The organism is Streptomyces vastus, from assembly GCF_039532825.1.
Taxonomy (GTDB): Bacteria; Actinomycetota; Actinomycetes; order Streptomycetales; family Streptomycetaceae; genus Streptomyces; species Streptomyces vastus.
In genome coordinates this window covers 39,232-55,934 of the sequence record NZ_BAAASJ010000026.1, presented here as the reverse complement: position 1 = coordinate 55,934, position 16,703 = coordinate 39,232, and the positions used below count along the sequence as shown (strand labels likewise).

Here is a 16,703-nt window from a genome sequence, read left to right as displayed (position 1 = left end):
GGTCGTTGCGTCATGGTCGGGAGGCTCGTCTCCAAGCGGTGATCTCGTCGAGTCGGTCCAGCAGTTCGTCCTCGCGGCGGTCGTACTCGTCCTCGTCGATCCGCCCGTCCAGCAGGGCCCGTTCCAGTTCGGTGAGGGCCTGCTGAACGGGGGCCGGGTCGTAGTACTCCGCTTCGGCGGCGTCCTGTATCTGCTCGGCGACCCAGATGGTGGTGCGCAGGGGCGCAAGCGGGAGGGTGAGGATGCCGGTCAGCAGGCCCATCGGTCAGGCCGCGAAACTGTACGGGGGCAAGGGGCCGCGCAGCCGGAAGTCGTAGCCCTCGCCGAAGTCGCGCGCCAGCCGCTGTCCCGCTTCGGTGAACTCATGGGCCTGGGCGCGTGCGACGAGGAACGAGACGTTGAGGAAGTCGTCCTTCGCCGGGGCGCCCTCGACCCTGGCGCGGGCCAGCGAGGACAGCTGCTGCACGACCTGTTCGGCCAGCAGCCGCTGCCGCGCGTCGACCTGCCTGGCCAGCAGCTCGCCGAGGGCTACGCGATCCTCGTGGGTGCCGTTGCCGTCCCGGGTGAGCGCGTTGAGACGGCGGGCCTCCTCGGATTCGCTCAGCACTTCGCGCAGCAGGTCGTCCTGGGCTCGTGCGGCCTTGAGGTTGAACTCGGTGGTGCCGTGCAGTTCGGCGAGTCTGCGCTCGTACTCCTCGCTCTTCTCCTCCAGGGCCCTTCCGACGGTCGCACTGTCGGGAGCGAGCATCCCGAACCGCATGGGCAGGACCGCCCCGTCCGCCATCAGCCGTTCCTGCAGCTCCTGGTGGGCGGTGAGGTCACGGCGCTTGGGGCGCAGTTCGGGGGGTGCGAGGCTGACGACGGCGGCGAGCCCGCCGCGCACCACCGCGCTCAGGGAGCCGCCGACGCCGCCGACGGTGCGTAAGCCGTCGAGCCGCAGGGGATGGTCGGAGCCGGTGATGGCGTAGATGTACAGGGGTGAGTCCGGCGCCGGCTCCGAGGCTGCGGCCGACGGCGGCGGGTTCGTAGGGACGTCGCTCACCGCTCTCCCTCCTTCTCCTCCTTGCTCACCGCTTCTTCTCCTCGTCGTCGTCGCCGCCGAAGAAGTCGCCGACCGCGTCGACGACGCCGTCGACGGCTCCGCTGATCGCGCCGCCGGTCGTGCCCCTGGCCCCGCTCTCGACCATGTCGCCGACGATGTCGGTGAGCCGGGCGGGCGCCTTGCGGCCCGCCTCCAGGTCGAGCCGGTTGCAGGCTTCGGCGAAGCGCAGATACGTGTCCACGCTGGCGATGACGATGCGTATGTCGATCTTGATGAGTTCGATGCCGACGATCGAGACACGGACGAACACGTCGATGACGAGCCCGCGGTCCAGGATGAGTTCGAGAATGTCGTAGAGCCCGGCGGTCCCCGAACCGCTGGAACTGGAGGCGGCAACGGGTTGCGTTCCGCTTGCTGTGGTCATGACGGTCACGGGTTCGGGTTCCCTTCACTGTGCTCCGCACGGGGCCGTTCCACTGGTACGTACGGGGAGCACAGCGGCCGTGTTCACGGGGGAGACCGAAAACCGCCGTCGGAAGCGGAAGTTGAAGCGGCGACCGATCTTCGGCTCAACGTTCCCGGTCGAGTTGGCCGCGGGCGTAGCGGCGCACCCGTTCGTAGCCGAGGAGTTGGCCCCGCACGTCCAGCGTGACCCGGTAGGTGGCCATGACGGTCATGGTGTCGGGGACCCGTATCAGCTCCGCGACCTCCACGTCGGCCGTCCAGCCGTCCTGTGTCGGCCGGAGGGCGGAGACGGAATCCGGGTTGTTGCCGAGCAGTTCGGCGAGCTGAACCGCCGCGCCACGCATGGCCTGAGCGGCCGTCACGCGGCCGGAACCCCCTGCCGTGTCGTCTGCTGAGCCCCCTGTCGTGGCGCCGGTCGTAGCGCTTTTCGTGGCGCGCTTCGTCGTGGGGGTCTTCGGTGCGTCCGGGTCGTCCGATGCGGTGCTTGTCATGCCCCTACCGTGCCAACTCCGCCGCCCATGTGGGGAGAGAATCCGCCGAAGATCCTGTGAGAGTCGAACAGCACACCGCCCTCCGCGACCGCGGTGAGCGGACTGCGCAAGGCATACGGCGAGCATGTGGTCCTCGACGGGATCGACCTGGAGGTCGCCCGCGGCACCGTCTTCTCGCTCCGTCTCTCCCTCCGGCCAGGAACCTTGCCAATGACTCACGGGGACGGCGGCTCACGGCGACGGCAGCTCGTGAGGACGGCGGGCGCCCTGACCTACGATCGCCCGATGACCATCCGCTGGACGTATGCCTTCGTCGACCGCCCCGCCGAAGCCTTCGGCCGGGCCTGTGACTTCTGGACGGCGGTCACCAGGACACGCCTGTCCCCGCCCAGGGGCGAGCAGGGCGAGTTCGTGACCTTGCTTCCGGGCGATGGGGATGCCTGCGTAAAAGCGCAAGGCGTCGCCTCGGGCGGCGGAGGCGCACATCTGGACCTGTGTCCCGAAGACGTTCCCGCGCTGGTGGAGTCGGCGTTGCGGCTCGGGGCTGAGATGGTTTCCGACCACCCGGGCTGGGCCGTACTCCGCTCCCCCGGCGGCCAGTTGTTCTGCGTGGTGCCCTGGCACGGCGAGTCGGCCCGGCCGGCGGCGGCCGAGGGCCCCGACGGCTCGATGAGCCGCCTCGACCAGGTATGCGTCGACCTGGCTCCTTCGGCGTACGACCGTGACCTCGTCTTCTGGCCCGCGCTCACCGGCTGGGACGCGCACCCGGGCTCCCGCCCGGAGTTCCACATCGTCGAGTCGCCCGGCCTCCCCGTGCGCATCCTCCTCCAGCGTCTCGACGAGGAGCGCCCCACCTCCGCCCACCTCGACCTGTCCTGTTCGGACACCGAGGCGACCCGCACCTGGCACGAGCAGTTGGGCGCCACGTTCGTGAACCGCGGCGCCCGTTGGACGGTGATGCGCGACCCGGCGGGCGGCACGTACTGCTTGACCGCACGGGACCCCTCGACGGGACGTCTGCTCGCGTAGGCGCTCCTCAGCTCACGCCCGCATCCCAGACCTCCACCGCGATCACCGCGGCTGCCGATATCGGCCCGTAGATGTGCGGGAACTCCTCGCCGCCCGGCTCCGGAGCCTCGTACTTCACCGGCGCGTCGAGCCGTTCAGGATCGATGACCAGGACCACAAGATCGTCCGGGCCCTCGTACGAGCCGTACAAGAAAGCGGCTGTGCGCGGGAGTTGGGCGCGGGTCGAGCAGTGGATGAAGCCCTCCTCCTGGAGGGTGCGGCCACGCGTCGACATCTCGTACGTGCCGGTCTCGCGGACCGCGTCCCAGAGGGAGCGTTCGGTGATGTGCAGAAGCTCAGGCATGAGCGACACGCTAAGTGATGTCCCCGAGGCGGGCCGCACGCGCCTGGAGGTAGCGCTGTTCGGGGAGGCTCAGGGTCTTGGCGGCGGCCGACTCGTAGGCGGCGCGGGCGGCGGCCGGGTCACCGGCGCGCTCCAGGAGATGGGCGCGGACCGCGTCCAGACGATGGCCTGATGCCAACTCGCCTTCCAAGGAAGCCAGTTCGTCCAGGCCGGCCATCGGTCCGTGGACCATGGCGACGGCCACGGCACGGTTGAGGCGTTCGACAGGGCTGGGGACAAGGTGGACAAGGATGTCGTAGAGGCCGAGGATCTCGGGCCAGTCGGTGCTGTCGGGCGAGTCCGCCTCGTCGTGGACTGCGGCGATCGCGGCTCTCAACTGGTAGGGCCCCGGGCGGCGTTGGGACAGCGCCCGGGTCACCAGGGCCACGCCCTCCTCGATCGCCGCCTTGTCCCACAGCCCGCGGTCCTGCTCGTCGAGGGGGATCAGTTCGCCGTGCGGCCCGGTGCGCGCGGTGCGACGCGCGTCGGTGAGGAGCATCAGGGCGAGCAGGCCGGTGACCTCGCAGTCGCCGGGCAGCAGGCGGTGCACCGTACGGGCCAGCCGGATGGCCTCGCCCGCGAGTTCGGCCCGCTGGAGCGCCGCCCCGGATGTGGCCGTGTATCCCTCGTTGAAGATCAGGTACAGGACGTGCAGGACCGCGGGCAGCCGCTCCTCCCAGTTCTCGGGGCGGCCGAAACGCGTGCCCTTCACCTTCTGCTTGGCGCGGCTGATCCGCTGCGCCATCGTCGTCTCGGGCACCAGATGTGCGCGGGCGATCTCGGCCGTCGTCAGACCGCCGACGGCCCGCAGCGTCAGTGCGATCTGGGCGGGCGGCGGCAGATCCGGGTGACAGCAGAGGAAAAGCAGGGTCAGCGTGTCGTCCTCGGAGGGCGCGCGCTCGGGCCCGGGCGGCGGTGCGGTGAAGGCGTCGCGCGGGGTGAGCGCCGCCGCCTTCTCCTCCCGCAGCCGCCGCGCCTGATCACTGCGCAGCGCGTCCGTGAGCCGCCGCGAGGCGACCTTGATCAGCCAGCCCCGCGGGTTGTCCGGCACCCCCGACTCCGGCCACTGCCCGGCCGCGGCCAGCAGCGCCTCCTGTACGGCGTCCTCGGCGGCGTCGAAGTGCCCGTACCGGCGGACGAGCGCGCCGAGGACCTGCGGCGCGTGCAGGCGCAGCAGGTCCTCGGTCTCGGTCGTACGTCTCAAACGTCTCCCCTGCTCAACAATCGCCTCCGCCGTCGAAGAGCGGCCGGATGACGACGGGGTATTCGTTCGCGCCCTCGGGGACGGGGCACTGGATGACGCGCTCGGCGATCTCCGTGACCCGCTCCAGGCTCGCGCACTCCAGGAGCCAGTAGCCGGCGATCACTTCCTTGGTCTCGCCGTACGGCCCGTCGGTGATCACGGGCTTGCCGTCCGGGCCCTTGCCGACCAGGCGTGTCCGGGCCGGCTCGACGAGCCCCTGGGCGTCGATGAACTCACCGGTCTCGGCGAGGTCGTTGTTGATCGCCCCCATGTGCGCGTACATGGCCTGAATGTCCTCCTTGCTCCAGACCGGGGCACCGGCGGTGGGCCTGCCCGCCTGGGCCTCATAGTCCGCCTGCGTGCCCTGCACCATCACCAGGTACTTCATGATTCGGCTCCTTCGGCTCGGGCCGCCCGTGGTGGGCGGTTCTCACAGGGGACGTCGGAGCCGGCCCGCGCTTCTCTACACGCTCGCGGAAGTTTTTCAGGCTCGCGGGAGGAGCGTCAGGAGTCCCGCTCCTTGGCCCTGTCGACCGCCGGTGCGGACTCCGTCGTGAGGACGGGCCCCGACTGGGCCTCTTCCACCGCCTCGTACGCATGGCACTCGGGGTTCTTGCACGGGCCGGGACGCCACAGGGGCACGAACACGCCCAGGGTCTTGTGCCGGCGCACGACCTGCTCGACGGGGTGGCCGCAAACGGGACAGACGTACTCATCACTGGCCATGTCCCCAGGATATTGCGGGATGGCCCGGGCCGACAGATGAGCGACGTGCCCGTGTCAGCTCTTGCGCTGGTACGTCCGCACGAGGACGCCGTTCTTGAAGGTGCGCACCGTGTCGAGCGTGAACTCGGTGAGCGCGAAGGCGGAGCCGAACATCGGCATACCAGAGCCGAGGACCAGCGGATACGTCTTGATGACGAGTTCGTCCACCTCGTCGATCAGCTCGCCCGCGATCTTCGAGCCGCCGCAGAGGTAGATCCCGAGGGCTGGTGACACCGATCGCCAGGGCCAGGTCGTTGCTGGACCGGCGCCCTGGATGATCGTGTCGAACTTCTTGTTCTCCAGGTCGTCGATGCCCGTTGCCCGGCGGCCGTGGGTCGAGGAGGCTTCCGGATGGTGAGGAACCCGGAGCGCCCTGGTCGACGCCGGTGTGGAGGTGCTGGCGCGCGAGGGGGCGCGCGGGCTGACGTTCCGCGCGGTGGATGCCGAGGCCGGGCTCCCCGGCGGCGACGAGATCGTGACGGTGCTGTATCTCGCCATGCTCGGTCTGATCGTGGAGCACCTGACACTGCCGGGAGTACTGGAGGGCGTACTCCCCGGAGTGAGCGTGCCGGACGGCCTGGTGGAACGGATCGTGCCGGCGTCCGACGCCGGGTCCGAGCAGCCCTGAGGGTGGACGTTCCGGGCGTGATCCGTCAGGAGCGCGGGGCCGGATCGCGCCACATGGGCCACATGTGCGGACCGTCGGGCAGGTCGACCGTGCGGCCCATGAACGTGAAGCCGAGGCGTTCGTACAGGGCGCGGCTGCGGTCGCTGCTCGCCTCGAGGTACGCCCCCAGGTGCTCGCGGTCGCATCGGTCGAGTACGTGCTGGATGAGCGCCGTACCAAGGCCCTCGTTCTGCCGCCCCGGAGCCACGCCGATCATCCACAGGTACTCGTGGGCCGTGCCCGCCGGGTGCACCTGGGCCGTCAACTGGCCGATCTGGTCGATCCGTTCGTTGTCCGGATCGACGGCCTCGCGCACCTTCCCGGCCTCCTCCCCGTCTTCGTCCTCCCCCTCCTCGTGAGCCTCAGCGGGCACCGGCAGCCACAGCGCACAGGCCGAGCCGTCCTCGGTGACATCCACGTAGCCCTCTTCCAGCACGATGCCGAGGAAGGCTCCCATCAACAGGGGATGCCTACGACGGCGGTCCTCCGCGTCGGGGAAGACCCAGCTGCTCACCGGGTCGTTCTGAAAAGCGTCGTCCAGGAGCCGCGTAACAGCCTCCCGATCGCCTTCCCCGGCTCTGCGAATCGCCACGCCCATGACCTGTACCTCCGCCTCAACTGCCCGTCGCCACTCGGCAGTTGCAGCCTATGTGAACCGTATCGACGCCCTCACTCGAACGGGTCACTGGAATCAGCAGGGTTGGATCTTCGATAAAGGGGCACATCGTACGACTTGCCGGCCGGGCCTCCGCCGACCGTGTTCACGGACATTTCCGGCCGGGAACACCAAGATCGGGCCGGGCGTTGGACCAGCGACGGACGAACGACGAGGAGACAGCAATGGCAGGCTTCCTGGACCGCGCCAAGGAACAAGCACAGCGCGGCCTCACACAGGGCAAGCAGAAGATCGATGAAGTGCAGGCCCAGCGGGCGGGCGGCGATCTGCTCAAGAGTCTCGGCGCGGCCTACTACGCCGAGCGGCACGGCACCGGCTCCCCCGACGCGACGCAGCGCGCCCTCCAGGCCCTGGAGAGCCACATCGCGACGCACGGCGACGGAGTACTGCGCTCCTGACGCAAACCGCCCGTACCGCCGGCCAGGGACCGTCGAGCGGCGGTCAAGCTGACCGAATAGGCTCGTACGCCGTGCGAACAAGTGGTCCCCGACGTGGAGTTCCGGGTAAAAGCGGCGGTACGAGGCGGTCGCGATGGGTGGCCGTCGCGCCCCCCATGTAAGGAGGCGGTCATGGCCTCACCCATGTCCGCGGGCAGATTCCTGGAGCGACTGCGGGACGAAGGCTGCACCGTCGTCGAAGTAGGCGACTGGGAACATCACAACCGCAATCACAAGGGCCCCTGGGGCCCGGTCCACGGCGTGATGATCCACCACACGGTGACCCGGGGCAGCAGGCGGACGGTCGAGATCTGCCGCGACGGCTACAGCAGCCTGCCAGGACCGCTGTGCCACGGCGTCATCACCAAGGACGGCCGAGTCCACCTCGTCGGCTACGGCCGCGCCAACCACGCCGGGCTCGGCGACGACGACGTACTGCGCGCGGTCATCGCCGAGAGGGGCCTACCGCGGGACAACGAGGCGAACACCGACGGCAACCGCCATTTCTACGGCTTCGAGTGCGAGAATCTCGGCGACGGCGAGGACCCCTGGCCCGCGGCCCAGCTGGAGGCGATCGAGCGGGCCGCGGCGGCGGTCTGCCGTCACCATCGCTGGAATGAACGCTCGGTGATCGGCCACCTCGAATGGCAGCCGGGCAAGGTCGACCCCCGCGGCTTCACCATGGCCTCCATGCGCGCACGCATCCGCGACCGCCTGAACTGACGAGCACCCCAGTGACCCCCGAAGCGCTCGACCCCGCCAATCTGCGGCCGCGGCTGCCGTCGCCGCTGCGGGACGTCGTGGACGAGCGCTTCGCGCGGCACGGCATACGGCTGCTGCTCAAGCGGGACGACCTGATCCACCCGGACCTGGTGGGCAACAAGTGGCGCAAGCTGGCCCCGAACCTGAGCGCCGCGGCGGGCCGTGCGGTCCTCACCTTCGGCGGCGCCTACTCGAACCACCTGCGCGCGACCGCCGCCGCCGGCCGCCTCCTGGGCCTGCCCACCCTTGGTGTGATCCGCGGCCAGGAGCTGGCCGAACGCCCCTTGAACCCCTCCCTCGCCCGGTGCGCGGCCGACGGCATGCGGCTGCACTTCATCGACAGATCGACTTACCGTCACAAGACCGAGCCGGAAACGCTGGCCGCCATCCTCCGGGGGGCGGGCGCCGAGGACGCGTACGTGGTCCCCGAGGGCGGCAGCAACTCCCTTGCTGTACACGGCTGTACGGCCCTCGGCGAGGAGCTGCGCGGCCACGCCGACGTCATCGCGCTCGCCTGCGGCACGGGCGGCACACTCGCGGGCCTGGCCGCGGGACTCGGCCGCGGTCAGCGCGTCCTGGGCATCCCCGTCCTCAAAGGCGGCTTCCTCGACGCGGAGATACGCACCCTCCAGCACCGGGCCTTCGGCGGGCCGCGCGGCGACTGGTCCCTCGACGACCGCTTCCACTGCGGCGGTTACGCCCGCACCAGCCCCGGACTCGACGCCTTCGCCGCCGACTTCGAGCAGCGCCACGGCCTGCCCGTCGAGCGCCTCTATGTCGCGAAGATGCTGTACGGGATTCTGATGCTCACGGAGGAAGGGGCCTTCCCGCGCGGGACGACCCTCGCGGCCGTGATCACGGGGGCGCCGTTCACCCCGTAACCGGCCACCGCCCTCAGCTCGCCGACTCCCGGTAGGCAGCCGCCTCCTCAAGGTCAAGCCGCCGCAGCAGCGTCCGCAGCATCTCGTCGTCGATGTAGCGAGCGTCGCGCAGCTTCACGAACACCTCCCGCTCGGCGCCGATCATCTCGCGCGACAGGCGGCGATAGGTGTCGTCCACGGTCTCCCCGGTCACCGGGTTCACCGAGCCGAGCCGCTCCCACACGGCGTTGCGGCGCCGCTCCAGAACCGAGCGGAGGCGCTCGGCGAGCGGGAGCGGCAGGGCGTTGCGTTCGTCCGCGAGGAGTTCGTCCAGGCGCCGATCGGCGGCCCGGGAGGCCTGCGCCTGGGCGTTCGCCTCCGCGAGCGTCTCCGCCTGTGCGTCGCGCCCGGGCAGCTTCAGCATGCTGATCAGCGGGGGCAGCGAGAGCCCCTGCACGACCAGCGTCCCGATGACCGTCGTGAAGGTCAGGAAGAGGATGAGATTCCGGCCGGGAAACTCCTCGCCGCCGTGCATCGTCAGCGGGATCGAGAACGCGATGGCGAGCGAGACGACACCCCGCATCCCGGCCCAGCCGACGATGAACGGCCCCTTCCAGGTGGGGTCCTCCTCCCGCTCCCGGATCCGGCGGGACAGCATGCGCGGCAGGAACGTCGCGGGATACACCCACACGAAGCGGGCAGCGACGACCACCAGGAAGACGGCTACCGCGTACCAGACGGCCCTGGCACCCTCGTACTCCCCAAGCCCCTTCAGAACGATCGGCAGTTGCAGACCGATCAGCGCGAACACCGCCGACTCCAGGATGAACGCGACCATCTTCCACACCGCCTCCTCCTGGAGCCGGGTGGCGAAATCGACCTGCCAGGACCGGTGCCCTAGATAGAGGGCGACGACGACCACGGCGAGCACTCCGGAGGCGTGCACCTGCTCGGCGACCGCGTACGCGAAGAAGGGGATCAGCAAGGAGAGACTGTTCTGCAGCAGCGCCTCCTTCAGGTGAGTACGCAGCCAGTGGATCGGCACCATCAGAAGAAGCCCGATCCCGATGCCGCCGAGCGCCGCGAGCAGGAACTCTCCAATACCCCCCGCCCAGGTCGCGCCCTCCCCGACGGCGGCGGCGAGCGCCACCTTGAAGGCGGTGATCGCGGTCGCGTCGTTCACCAGGGACTCGCCCTGCAGGATCGTGGTGAGCCGCGAGGGCAGCCCGACCCGGCGGGCGACCGCCGTCGCCGCCACCGCGTCCGGCGGCGCCACCACCGCACCGAGCACCAGGGCGGCCGTGAGCGGCAAGTCGGGCACGATCAGATACGCGGCCCAGCCGACGACGAGTGTCGCGAACAGCACGTACCCCACCGACAGCAGCGCGACGGGCCGTATGTGCGCCCGAAGATCGAGATACGAGCTGTCCGTGGCCGCCGTGTACAGCAGCGGGGGCAGCAGCAGCGGCAGCACCACGTCGGGGTCGAGGGCGTACTCGGGCACCCAGGGGACGTACGAGACGGCCAGGCCCACCGTGACGAGCAGCAGGGGCGGGGGGACCGGGGTGCGACGGGCAGCACCGGCGACCGCGGCACTGCCCGCGATCAGCAGGAGCAGGGGCATCACATGCATCGGTTTCGGTCCGCCTTCGTTCCTGGGCTGTTTTCGCCGCGCCCGTCGTAACCTGGCAATCATGAAACAGTGCACGCACACCGCGTCGCTGCCGCGTCCGGAACCCGGACCGCTCAGCGAGACCTGCGTCGAGTGCCGTGCCGCGGGCACGCACCCGGTGCAGCTCCGGCTGTGCCTGGACTGCGGTCACGTAGGCTGCTGCGACACGTCGCCGATGCGGCACGCGACAGAGCACCACAAGGAGACAGGACACCCGATGATGCGCTCACTCGAGCCCGGTGAGAGCTGGCGATGGTGCTTCGTCGACCACGTCATCGCGTGACCCGGATCCGTAAGATTCGACGGTCTGACGCCTGGGTACGTCAACCCGGCGCACGCTCTTCCCAATTGGGCCCGCAGACCCCCTAGCCACTGTGCGTATAACTATGTTTACTATGAGTGACAACAGCGGGGTTGGGGTCCCGGGGACAGAAAACCTGAGAGCGCGGTAGCGTCACCGCTGAACCACGTAGCGCGTTACCCCGAGGGGCGACCCTCGGCCCCCCGAAAGAGCTTGTACCACCTTGGAGGTGAGGGTGTCCCAGATCGCAGGCGAGCCCGCGACCCAGGACTTCGTGGAAGTCCGGCTGCCGGCTGCGGGTGCCTACCTGTCGGTGCTGCGTACGGCCACGGCCGGCCTCGCGGCGCGTTTGGACTTCACCCTCGACGAGATCGAGGACCTGCGCATCGCGGTCGACGAGGCCTGCGCGATCCTGCTGCAGCAGGCCGTGCCCGGCTCGGTGCTCAGTTGTGTCTTCCGCCTGATCGACGACTCGCTGGAGGTGACGGTCTCGGCCCCGACCACCGACGGCCATGCCCCTTCGCGGGACACGTTCGCCTGGACCGTGCTGTCGGCCCTCGCGGGCAAGGTGTCCTCCTCGGTCGCCGACGACAAGACCGTTTCGATCAGCCTCTACAAACAGCGCGGCGCGGGACCCGGGCCGGCGTGAGGAACGGGGACGGGCCGGTGCGGGACGAAGAGCGCGGCACACGAGAACTTCCCGCTGAGGGCGGCGGCGGCCTGAGCGGGCCCCTACGCATGGCGGCGGAGGGTGTCGACGGCATCCCCGAGCAGCAGGCCCGGCCGCATCCGGAGGACGACTCCTCGGCGGCCGGGGCGCCTCTGATCGGGGTTCCAGGGGGATCTCCCGGGACGGAGTCTGGGGGAGCGCCCCCGGAAGGGCGGCTGCGGGTGACGGGCGGGACTATGAGCGAGCAGCACGAGCAGCACGAGCGACACTCGGGCAACGGCACCGAGGGCGCCTCGGGCGTACAGCACGTACGGCACGACCCCCAGGACCGCAGCGGGGCGCGGGCCAAGTTCGTCGAGCTGCGCAAGCTGCCGGACGGCAGCCCGGAGTACGCGGAGCTGCGCAACCAACTGGTCCGGATGCATCTCCCGCTCGTCGAGCATCTCGCGCGCCGCTTCCGCAACCGCGGCGAGCCGCTGGACGACCTCACGCAGGTCGCCACCATCGGCCTGATCAAGTCGGTCGACCGCTTCGACCCGGAGCGCGGCGTCGAGTTCTCCACGTACGCGACGCCGACGGTGGTCGGCGAGATCAAGCGGCACTTCCGCGACAAGGGCTGGGCGGTGCGCGTCCCGCGCCGGCTCCAGGAGCTGCGGCTGGCGCTCACCACGGCCACCGCGGAGCTCTCGCAGCAGCACGGCCGCTCCCCCACCGTGCACGAGCTGGCCGAGAAGCTGGCCATCTCGGAGGAGGAGGTCCTGGAGGGCCTGGAGTCGGCCAACGCGTACTCCACGCTCTCGCTGGACGTCCCCGACACGGACGACGAGTCCCCGGCGGTCGCCGACACCCTCGGCGCCGAGGACGAGGCTCTGGAGGGCGTCGAGTACCGCGAGTCCCTGAAGCCGCTCCTGGAGGATCTGCCGCCGCGCGAGAAGCGGATCCTGCTGCTGCGCTTCTTCGCCAACATGACCCAGTCGCAGATCGCCCAGGAGGTCGGCATCTCCCAGATGCACGTCTCCCGCCTCCTGGCCAGGACACTGGCCCAGCTGCGGGAGAAGCTGCTCGTCGAGGAGTAGGCGCCAAGCGCTCCGCTGGTCAGGCGGGTCGGCATCTGCGGGTCCGTCGTGGCTGGGCGCGCAGTTCCCCGCGCCCCTGAAGGGGCGCGATGGCTCACCGGACTTCGGCAAGTCCGCTCAGTAAGGGCGATACGAGCCTGATCTCGTACGAGCTTGAATGCGCCGGTTACTTCTGGTCCTGCATGTTCCCGGGTCCGCGGATCCCGAGGGCCCGGGTCGTCTCCGGGTTCAGCAGGAGCACCAGCGCCGCGACCGCGACGACGGCCAGGGCGATACCGCCCGGGATGGCCAGGCTGTCGGCCTGGAGAAGAGTCCAGGCCACCGGCAGCGCCATGATCTGCGTGATGATCGCGGGCCCCCGGCTCCAGCTGCGCTGCCTGAGCAGCCCGCGCGCGGCCAGCAGCGGCAGCAGCGCGAGCACGACGAGCGTGACCCCGCCCGTGACGGCCTGCTGCCGGTCGTCCGGGTCACCGGCCAGCCCCATCACCAGGATGTAGGCGCCCGCCGCGACCAGGGCGAGGCCCTCAAGTGCGGCCAGCGCCGCCGCGGCGGTCAGCCGCCTGGGGCGGGGGCCCGTCTCGGGTGCGTCCGGGGTGGGGGTCTTCGCAGAGCTCACCCCTGAAGGGTAGCCCTCGGCTCCCTTCCCTCAGCGGCTGATCCCCCCTCGGTATGGGCCGACTACCCCCAGGTAGGTACGCTGCATCGCATGCGTGCACTTCTCGTGGTCAATCCGGCAGCTACTACCACCAGCGCACGCACGCGTGACGTCTTGATCCACGCCCTGGCGAGCGAGATGAAACTCGAGGCGGTCACCACCGAGTACCGCGGGCACGCCAAGGACCTCGGCCGGCAGGCGGCGGAAAGCAAGGACATCGAACTGATCGTGGCCCTCGGCGGCGACGGCACGGTCAACGAGGTCGTGAACGGCCTGCTGCACCACGGCCCCGACCCCGACCGCCTGCCCCGCCTCGCCGTGGTCCCCGGCGGCTCCACCAACGTCTTCGCCCGCGCCCTGGGCCTGCCCAACGAGCCGGTCGAGGCCACGGGCGCCCTGCTCGACGCGCTGCGCGAGGACCGGGAACGCACGGTCGGCCTCGGTATCGCGGCCGGCACTCCGGGCACCGAGGACGAGGCGGTCCCCTCCCGCTGGTTCACGTTCTGCGCGGGCTTCGGCTTCGACGCGGGCGTGATAGGCCGGGTCGAGCAGCAGCGAGAGCGCGGCAAGCGCTCCACACACGCCCTCTATCTGCGCCAGGCGGTACGCCAGTTCCTGGACGAGCCCCGTCGCCGACACGGCGTGATCACCATGGAGAGAGCCGGTGAGGATCCGGTGACCGATCTGGTGATGTCCATTGTCTGCAACACCTCGCCTTGGACGTATCTGGGCAATCGCCCGGTGTATGCATCACCTAAGGCCTCGTTCGAAACCGGCCTCGACGTATTGGGTCTCAGCCGGATGTCCACGGCAGCCGTCGCCCGATATGCCACGCAGTTGCTCACTTCGTCCCCCGAGCGGGGCCCCCATGGCAAGCACGCCTTCTCCTTGCACGATCTGACGGACTTCACCTTGCATTCGAAGGTGCCACTCCCCCTTCAGATGGACGGCGACCATCTGGGACTGCGTACGAGCGTGACGTTCACAGGCGTTCGCCGTGCACTGCGTGTGATTGTGTGAGCAGAAGAGGCTAAAGTCCTTTCACTCGAACGTTTAGGCCAGGGTCCACCCCATGGAAGTACGGCTGTGACCTAGTCGACACCGAGGAATCAAAAAAAACTTTCCAGAAGGGGTTGTATCCGCCGCTGAGGTTTGCGAGTCTCTACGTGGCGCTCGGGACGGCCCGCAAAATCGGCCCCACAGAGAGCCAGAACCCCTCCTCACATCAAGGACCACGCCAGTCCGCCTGGCGGTCGGCCCTTCACTTGTTGAGGGATTCGTGAAAGCGTTCACATTCACAAGCACTTGCATGTAATACCAAGGAGAGGTAGCAGCCATGGACTGGCGTCACAACGCCGTTTGCCGCGAGGAAGACCCCGAGCTCTTCTTCCCCATCGGCAACACCGGTCCTGCGCTGCTGCAGATCGAGGAAGCCAAGGCCGTCTGCCGCCGCTGCCCCGTCATGGAGCAGTGCCTGCAGTGGGCGCTCGAGTCCGGCCAGGACTCCGGCGTCTGGGGTGGTCTCAGCGAGGACGAGCGCCGCGCCATGAAGCGCCGCGCCGCCCGCAACCGGGCCCGTCAGGCCTCCGCCTGACAACCCGCCCCGCAACAGCCTGAGCTTGGCGGCGCGTACGGCGAGTACGCATCTCCCGCCTCCCGAGCCGCAGCGCGCAGTACCCGCCAATGCGCAAGCGCATAAGCGATGAGCCCCGGATCACAGAGTGATCCGGGGCTCATCGCTGTGCAGGTTTCGGGCGCTCAGTGTGCCCGGACCGGGATGTCCAGGATCACGCGCGTGCCGCGCTCAGGGGCCGGGACCATGTCGAATGTCCCGCCCAACTCGCCCTCCACCAGGGTTCGTACGATCTGCAGGCCGAGGTTGCCCGAGCGCTGGGGGTCGAAGCCTGGTGGGAGGCCGATGCCGTCGTCCTGGACGGTGACCAGGAGGCGGGTCTGCTTGGTGGTGCCACCGCGGACCGCCGAGACCTCTACGGTGCCGCGGTCGCCCTCGCGGAAGCCGTGCTCGAGCGCGTTCTGCAGGACCTCCGTGAGGACCATGGAGAGGGGGGTCGCGACCTCGGCGTCGAGTATGCCGAAGCGGCCGGTGCGCCGGCCCGTGACCTTGCCCGGGGAGATCTCGGCCACCATGGCCAGGACGCGGTCGGCGATTTCGTCGAACTCCACGCGCTCGTCGAGGTTCTGAGAGAGCGTCTCGTGCACGATCGCGATCGATCCGACGCGGCGTACGGCCTCTTCGAGGGCTTCGCGGCCCTTGTCGGAGTCGATGCGGCGGGCTTGGAGCCGCAGCAGGGCCGCGACCGTCTGGAGGTTGTTCTTCACCCGGTGGTGGATCTCCCGGATGGTCGCGTCCTTGGTGATCAACTCACGCTCGCGGCGGCGGAGTTCGGTGACATCCCGCAGGAGTACGAGTGAACCGACCCGCGTGCCCTTGGGTTTGAGCGGAATCGCGCGGAGCTGGATCACACCGTCGTCGCTCTCGATCTCGAACTCGCGGGGCGCCCAGCCGCTGGCGACCTTGGCCAGCGCCTCGTCCACCGGGCCGCGGGACGGGGCCAGTTCGGCGGTGGTCTTGCCGAGGTGGTGGCCGACGAGGTCGGCGGCGAGGCCGAGGCGGTGGTACGCGGACAGCGCGTTCGGCGAGGCGTACTGGACGAGGCCGTCCGCGTCCAGCCGGATCAGGCCGTCGCCCACCCGGGGCGAGGCGTCCATGTCGACCTGCTGGTCCGGGAACGGGAAGGAGCCCGCAGCGATCATCTGGGCGAGGTCGGACGCGCTCTGAAGATAGGTGAGTTCGAGCCGTGAAGGGGTGCGCACGGTGAGCAGGTTGGTGTTGCGGGCGATGACGCCCAGGACGCGGCCCTCCCTGCGTACGGGGATGGACTCGACCCGTACGGGGACCTCCTCGCGCCACTCCGGGTCGCCCTCGCGCACGATCCGGCCCTCGTCGTGGGCGGCGTCCAGCATGGGGCGGCGGCCGCGGGGGACGAGGTGGCCGACCATGTCGTCCTGGTACGAGGTGGGGCCGGTGTTGGGGCGCATCTGGGCGATCGAGACATAGCGGGTGCCGTCGCGCGTGGGGACCCACAGGACGAGGTCGGCGAAGGAGAGATCGGAGAGAAGCTGCCACTCCGAGACCAGCAGGTGGAGCCACTCGAGATCGGAGTCACCGAGGGCGGTGTGCTGGCGGACGAGGTCGTTCATGGAGGGCACGAGTGCGAGCGTACCCGTCGTGTACGACAAGCCCCGCAATCGGCAACCGCACGCCCCCGGAAGCACCCGCGGGCCGCGGCGCCTGAGAGGGACCCTCAACCCTCCCGGCACCGCAGCCCGGAGCAGCAACGGCCGTGGGGTGTGCGGTCCCGGTCGGCCGAAGGATGAGGAGCCGGTGCAGTCAGGGCAGAGAGCCCCGGTTCCTCGGTCCGTCTTCCTGTGCGGGGAAGACGGAGGCTTGGTCGGTCAGACTGCTTGATCGTTCCGTTGCGCTTTCAA

The 16,703-nt window shown here is 69.7% G+C and carries 22 protein-coding genes and 1 pseudogene; 10 read left to right on the top strand and 13 right to left on the bottom strand.

All coding sequences use genetic code 11. The features are described 5' to 3' along the window. Window positions 1-10 precede the first annotated feature (10 nt). The 4 genes from ABD357_RS11935 to ABD357_RS11920 all read right to left on the bottom strand — a co-directional run bounded on the left by ABD357_RS11935 (window position 11) and on the right by ABD357_RS11920 (window position 1,998). Window positions 11-262: a gas vesicle protein GvpG gene (locus ABD357_RS11935; RefSeq protein WP_344389666.1), complete on the bottom strand. Its 252-nt coding sequence runs from the start codon at window positions 260-262 to the stop codon at window positions 11-13. A gap of 3 nt (window positions 263-265) precedes the next feature. Further along, window positions 266-1,042: a GvpL/GvpF family gas vesicle protein gene (locus tag ABD357_RS11930; RefSeq protein ID WP_344389664.1), complete on the bottom strand. Its 777-nt coding sequence runs from the start codon at window positions 1,040-1,042 to the stop codon at window positions 266-268. A 25-nt stretch (window positions 1,043-1,067) separates the two neighbouring features. Continuing rightward, window positions 1,068-1,466, bottom strand: a complete 399-nt coding sequence (gene gvpJ, locus ABD357_RS11925) for a gas vesicle protein GvpJ (RefSeq protein WP_344389662.1) — start codon at window positions 1,464-1,466, stop codon at window positions 1,068-1,070. 145 nt (window positions 1,467-1,611) lie between these two features. Next, a complete protein-coding gene (locus ABD357_RS11920) occupies window positions 1,612-1,998 on the bottom strand; it encodes a gas vesicle protein GvpO (RefSeq protein WP_344389660.1) in 387 nt (128 codons plus the stop codon). 285 nt (window positions 1,999-2,283) lie between these two features. On the opposite strand from ABD357_RS11920, the gene ABD357_RS11915 reads away from it, so the two are divergent. Then, on the top strand, window positions 2,284-3,027 hold the full coding sequence (locus tag ABD357_RS11915; protein ID WP_344389762.1) for a VOC family protein: 744 nt from the start codon (window positions 2,284-2,286) through the stop codon (window positions 3,025-3,027). A gap of 7 nt (window positions 3,028-3,034) precedes the next feature. On the opposite strand, the gene ABD357_RS11910 is transcribed toward ABD357_RS11915, so the two are convergent. The 5 genes and pseudogenes from ABD357_RS11910 to ABD357_RS11890 form a co-directional block, all read right to left on the bottom strand. Beyond that, window positions 3,035-3,370: a DUF952 domain-containing protein gene (locus tag ABD357_RS11910; protein ID WP_344389659.1), complete on the bottom strand. Its 336-nt coding sequence runs from the start codon at window positions 3,368-3,370 to the stop codon at window positions 3,035-3,037. Window positions 3,371-3,380: 10 nt separating this feature from the next. After that, a complete protein-coding gene (locus ABD357_RS11905; RefSeq protein WP_344389658.1) occupies window positions 3,381-4,613 on the bottom strand; it encodes an RNA polymerase sigma factor in 1,233 nt (410 codons plus the stop codon). 13 nt (window positions 4,614-4,626) lie between these two features. Then, the gene (locus ABD357_RS11900) at window positions 4,627-5,040 is read right to left on the bottom strand and encodes a YciI family protein (RefSeq protein WP_344389657.1); all 414 of its coding nucleotides are present in this window, start codon (window positions 5,038-5,040) and stop codon (window positions 4,627-4,629) included. 116 nt (window positions 5,041-5,156) lie between these two features. Continuing rightward, window positions 5,157-5,378, bottom strand: a complete 222-nt coding sequence (locus ABD357_RS11895) for a hypothetical protein (protein ID WP_344389655.1) — start codon at window positions 5,376-5,378, stop codon at window positions 5,157-5,159. A 54-nt stretch (window positions 5,379-5,432) separates the two neighbouring features. Continuing rightward, window positions 5,433-5,771, bottom strand: a pseudogene (locus ABD357_RS11890) (dihydrofolate reductase family protein); the annotation flags it as partial. A 40-nt stretch (window positions 5,772-5,811) separates the two neighbouring features. Between ABD357_RS11890 and ABD357_RS11885 the strand changes: the two are divergent. Then, a complete protein-coding gene (locus ABD357_RS11885; protein WP_344389654.1) occupies window positions 5,812-6,045 on the top strand; it encodes a hypothetical protein in 234 nt (77 codons plus the stop codon). Between the two features lie 25 nt (window positions 6,046-6,070). Here ABD357_RS11885 and ABD357_RS11880 read toward each other — a convergent pair whose 3' ends face one another. Beyond that, on the bottom strand, window positions 6,071-6,682 hold the full coding sequence (locus tag ABD357_RS11880; protein WP_344389652.1) for a GNAT family N-acetyltransferase: 612 nt from the start codon (window positions 6,680-6,682) through the stop codon (window positions 6,071-6,073). Window positions 6,683-6,924: 242 nt separating this feature from the next. Between ABD357_RS11880 and ABD357_RS11875 the strand changes: the two genes are divergently transcribed. The 3 genes from ABD357_RS11875 to ABD357_RS11865 all read left to right on the top strand — a co-directional run bounded on the left by ABD357_RS11875 (window position 6,925) and on the right by ABD357_RS11865 (window position 8,840). Continuing rightward, a complete protein-coding gene (locus ABD357_RS11875; RefSeq protein WP_344389650.1) occupies window positions 6,925-7,158 on the top strand; it encodes a hypothetical protein in 234 nt (77 codons plus the stop codon). Window positions 7,159-7,329: 171 nt separating this feature from the next. Further along, on the top strand, window positions 7,330-7,920 hold the full coding sequence (locus tag ABD357_RS11870) for an N-acetylmuramoyl-L-alanine amidase (RefSeq protein WP_344389649.1): 591 nt from the start codon (window positions 7,330-7,332) through the stop codon (window positions 7,918-7,920). A gap of 11 nt (window positions 7,921-7,931) precedes the next feature. Continuing rightward, window positions 7,932-8,840, top strand: coding sequence for a 1-aminocyclopropane-1-carboxylate deaminase/D-cysteine desulfhydrase (locus ABD357_RS11865; RefSeq protein ID WP_344389647.1), 909 nt, complete (start codon window positions 7,932-7,934; stop codon window positions 8,838-8,840). Between the two features lie 13 nt (window positions 8,841-8,853). Here the strand turns inward: ABD357_RS11865 and ABD357_RS11860 are convergent, their stop codons facing one another. After that, window positions 8,854-10,452, bottom strand: coding sequence for a Na+/H+ antiporter (locus ABD357_RS11860; RefSeq protein WP_344389645.1), 1,599 nt, complete (start codon window positions 10,450-10,452; stop codon window positions 8,854-8,856). Window positions 10,453-10,513: 61 nt separating this feature from the next. Here ABD357_RS11860 and ABD357_RS11855 point away from each other — a divergent pair, with 61 nt between their 5' ends. The 3 genes from ABD357_RS11855 to ABD357_RS11845 all read left to right on the top strand — a co-directional run bounded on the left by ABD357_RS11855 (window position 10,514) and on the right by ABD357_RS11845 (window position 12,538). Beyond that, window positions 10,514-10,774 carry a UBP-type zinc finger domain-containing protein gene (locus ABD357_RS11855; RefSeq protein ID WP_344389643.1) on the top strand — a complete coding sequence of 87 codons (261 nt, stop codon included), beginning with the start codon at window positions 10,514-10,516 and terminating at the stop codon, window positions 10,772-10,774. 253 nt (window positions 10,775-11,027) lie between these two features. After that, the gene (locus tag ABD357_RS11850) at window positions 11,028-11,441 is read left to right on the top strand and encodes an ATP-binding protein (RefSeq protein ID WP_033320057.1); all 414 of its coding nucleotides are present in this window, start codon (window positions 11,028-11,030) and stop codon (window positions 11,439-11,441) included. Window positions 11,442-11,458: 17 nt separating this feature from the next. Beyond that, window positions 11,459-12,538 (top strand): RNA polymerase sigma factor SigF, encoded by a 1,080-nt coding sequence (locus ABD357_RS11845; RefSeq protein WP_425584819.1) that lies wholly within the window; start codon window positions 11,459-11,461, stop codon window positions 12,536-12,538. Between the two features lie 166 nt (window positions 12,539-12,704). On the opposite strand, the gene ABD357_RS11840 is transcribed toward ABD357_RS11845, so the two are convergent. Next, window positions 12,705-13,154 (bottom strand): hypothetical protein, encoded by a 450-nt coding sequence (locus ABD357_RS11840; RefSeq protein WP_344389638.1) that lies wholly within the window; start codon window positions 13,152-13,154, stop codon window positions 12,705-12,707. Between the two features lie 90 nt (window positions 13,155-13,244). Between ABD357_RS11840 and ABD357_RS11835 the strand changes: the two genes are divergently transcribed. Both ABD357_RS11835 and ABD357_RS11830 read left to right on the top strand, forming a co-directional pair. Next, on the top strand, window positions 13,245-14,213 hold the full coding sequence (locus ABD357_RS11835; protein ID WP_344389636.1) for a diacylglycerol/lipid kinase family protein: 969 nt from the start codon (window positions 13,245-13,247) through the stop codon (window positions 14,211-14,213). A 316-nt stretch (window positions 14,214-14,529) separates the two neighbouring features. Beyond that, window positions 14,530-14,787, top strand: coding sequence for a WhiB family transcriptional regulator (locus ABD357_RS11830; RefSeq protein WP_016639615.1), 258 nt, complete (start codon window positions 14,530-14,532; stop codon window positions 14,785-14,787). Window positions 14,788-14,951: 164 nt separating this feature from the next. On the opposite strand, the gene ABD357_RS11825 is transcribed toward ABD357_RS11830, so the two are convergent. Then, the gene (locus ABD357_RS11825) at window positions 14,952-16,415 is read right to left on the bottom strand and encodes a sensor histidine kinase (protein WP_344389761.1); all 1,464 of its coding nucleotides are present in this window, start codon (window positions 16,413-16,415) and stop codon (window positions 14,952-14,954) included. Window positions 16,416-16,703: the final 288 nt, after the last annotated feature.

What these genes read in the sequence shown, in the direction of transcription:
- ABD357_RS11935 (WP_344389666.1), bottom strand. Translation starts at nt 262, where the DNA reads ATGGGCCTGCTGACCGGCATCCTCACCCTCCCGCTTGCGCCCCTGCGC.
- gvpJ (WP_344389662.1), bottom strand. Translation starts at nt 1,466, where the DNA reads ATGACCACAGCAAGCGGAACGCAACCCGTTGCCGCCTCCAGTTCCAGC.
- ABD357_RS11920 (WP_344389660.1), bottom strand. Translation starts at nt 1,998, where the DNA reads ATGACAAGCACCGCATCGGACGACCCGGACGCACCGAAGACCCCCACG.
- ABD357_RS11915 (WP_344389762.1), top strand. Translation starts at nt 2,284, where the DNA reads ATGACCATCCGCTGGACGTATGCCTTCGTCGACCGCCCCGCCGAAGCC.
- ABD357_RS11910 (WP_344389659.1), bottom strand. Translation starts at nt 3,370, where the DNA reads ATGCCTGAGCTTCTGCACATCACCGAACGCTCCCTCTGGGACGCGGTC.
- ABD357_RS11900 (WP_344389657.1), bottom strand. Translation starts at nt 5,040, where the DNA reads ATGAAGTACCTGGTGATGGTGCAGGGCACGCAGGCGGACTATGAGGCC.
- ABD357_RS11895 (WP_344389655.1), bottom strand. Translation starts at nt 5,378, where the DNA reads ATGGCCAGTGATGAGTACGTCTGTCCCGTTTGCGGCCACCCCGTCGAG.
- ABD357_RS11880 (WP_344389652.1), bottom strand. Translation starts at nt 6,682, where the DNA reads ATGGGCGTGGCGATTCGCAGAGCCGGGGAAGGCGATCGGGAGGCTGTT.
- ABD357_RS11875 (WP_344389650.1), top strand. Translation starts at nt 6,925, where the DNA reads ATGGCAGGCTTCCTGGACCGCGCCAAGGAACAAGCACAGCGCGGCCTC.
- ABD357_RS11870 (WP_344389649.1), top strand. Translation starts at nt 7,330, where the DNA reads ATGGCCTCACCCATGTCCGCGGGCAGATTCCTGGAGCGACTGCGGGAC.
- ABD357_RS11860 (WP_344389645.1), bottom strand. Translation starts at nt 10,452, where the DNA reads ATGCATGTGATGCCCCTGCTCCTGCTGATCGCGGGCAGTGCCGCGGTC.
- ABD357_RS11855 (WP_344389643.1), top strand. Translation starts at nt 10,514, where the DNA reads ATGAAACAGTGCACGCACACCGCGTCGCTGCCGCGTCCGGAACCCGGA.
- ABD357_RS11835 (WP_344389636.1), top strand. Translation starts at nt 13,245, where the DNA reads ATGCGTGCACTTCTCGTGGTCAATCCGGCAGCTACTACCACCAGCGCA.
- ABD357_RS11830 (WP_016639615.1), top strand. Translation starts at nt 14,530, where the DNA reads ATGGACTGGCGTCACAACGCCGTTTGCCGCGAGGAAGACCCCGAGCTC.
- ABD357_RS11825 (WP_344389761.1), bottom strand. Translation starts at nt 16,415, where the DNA reads ATGAACGACCTCGTCCGCCAGCACACCGCCCTCGGTGACTCCGATCTC.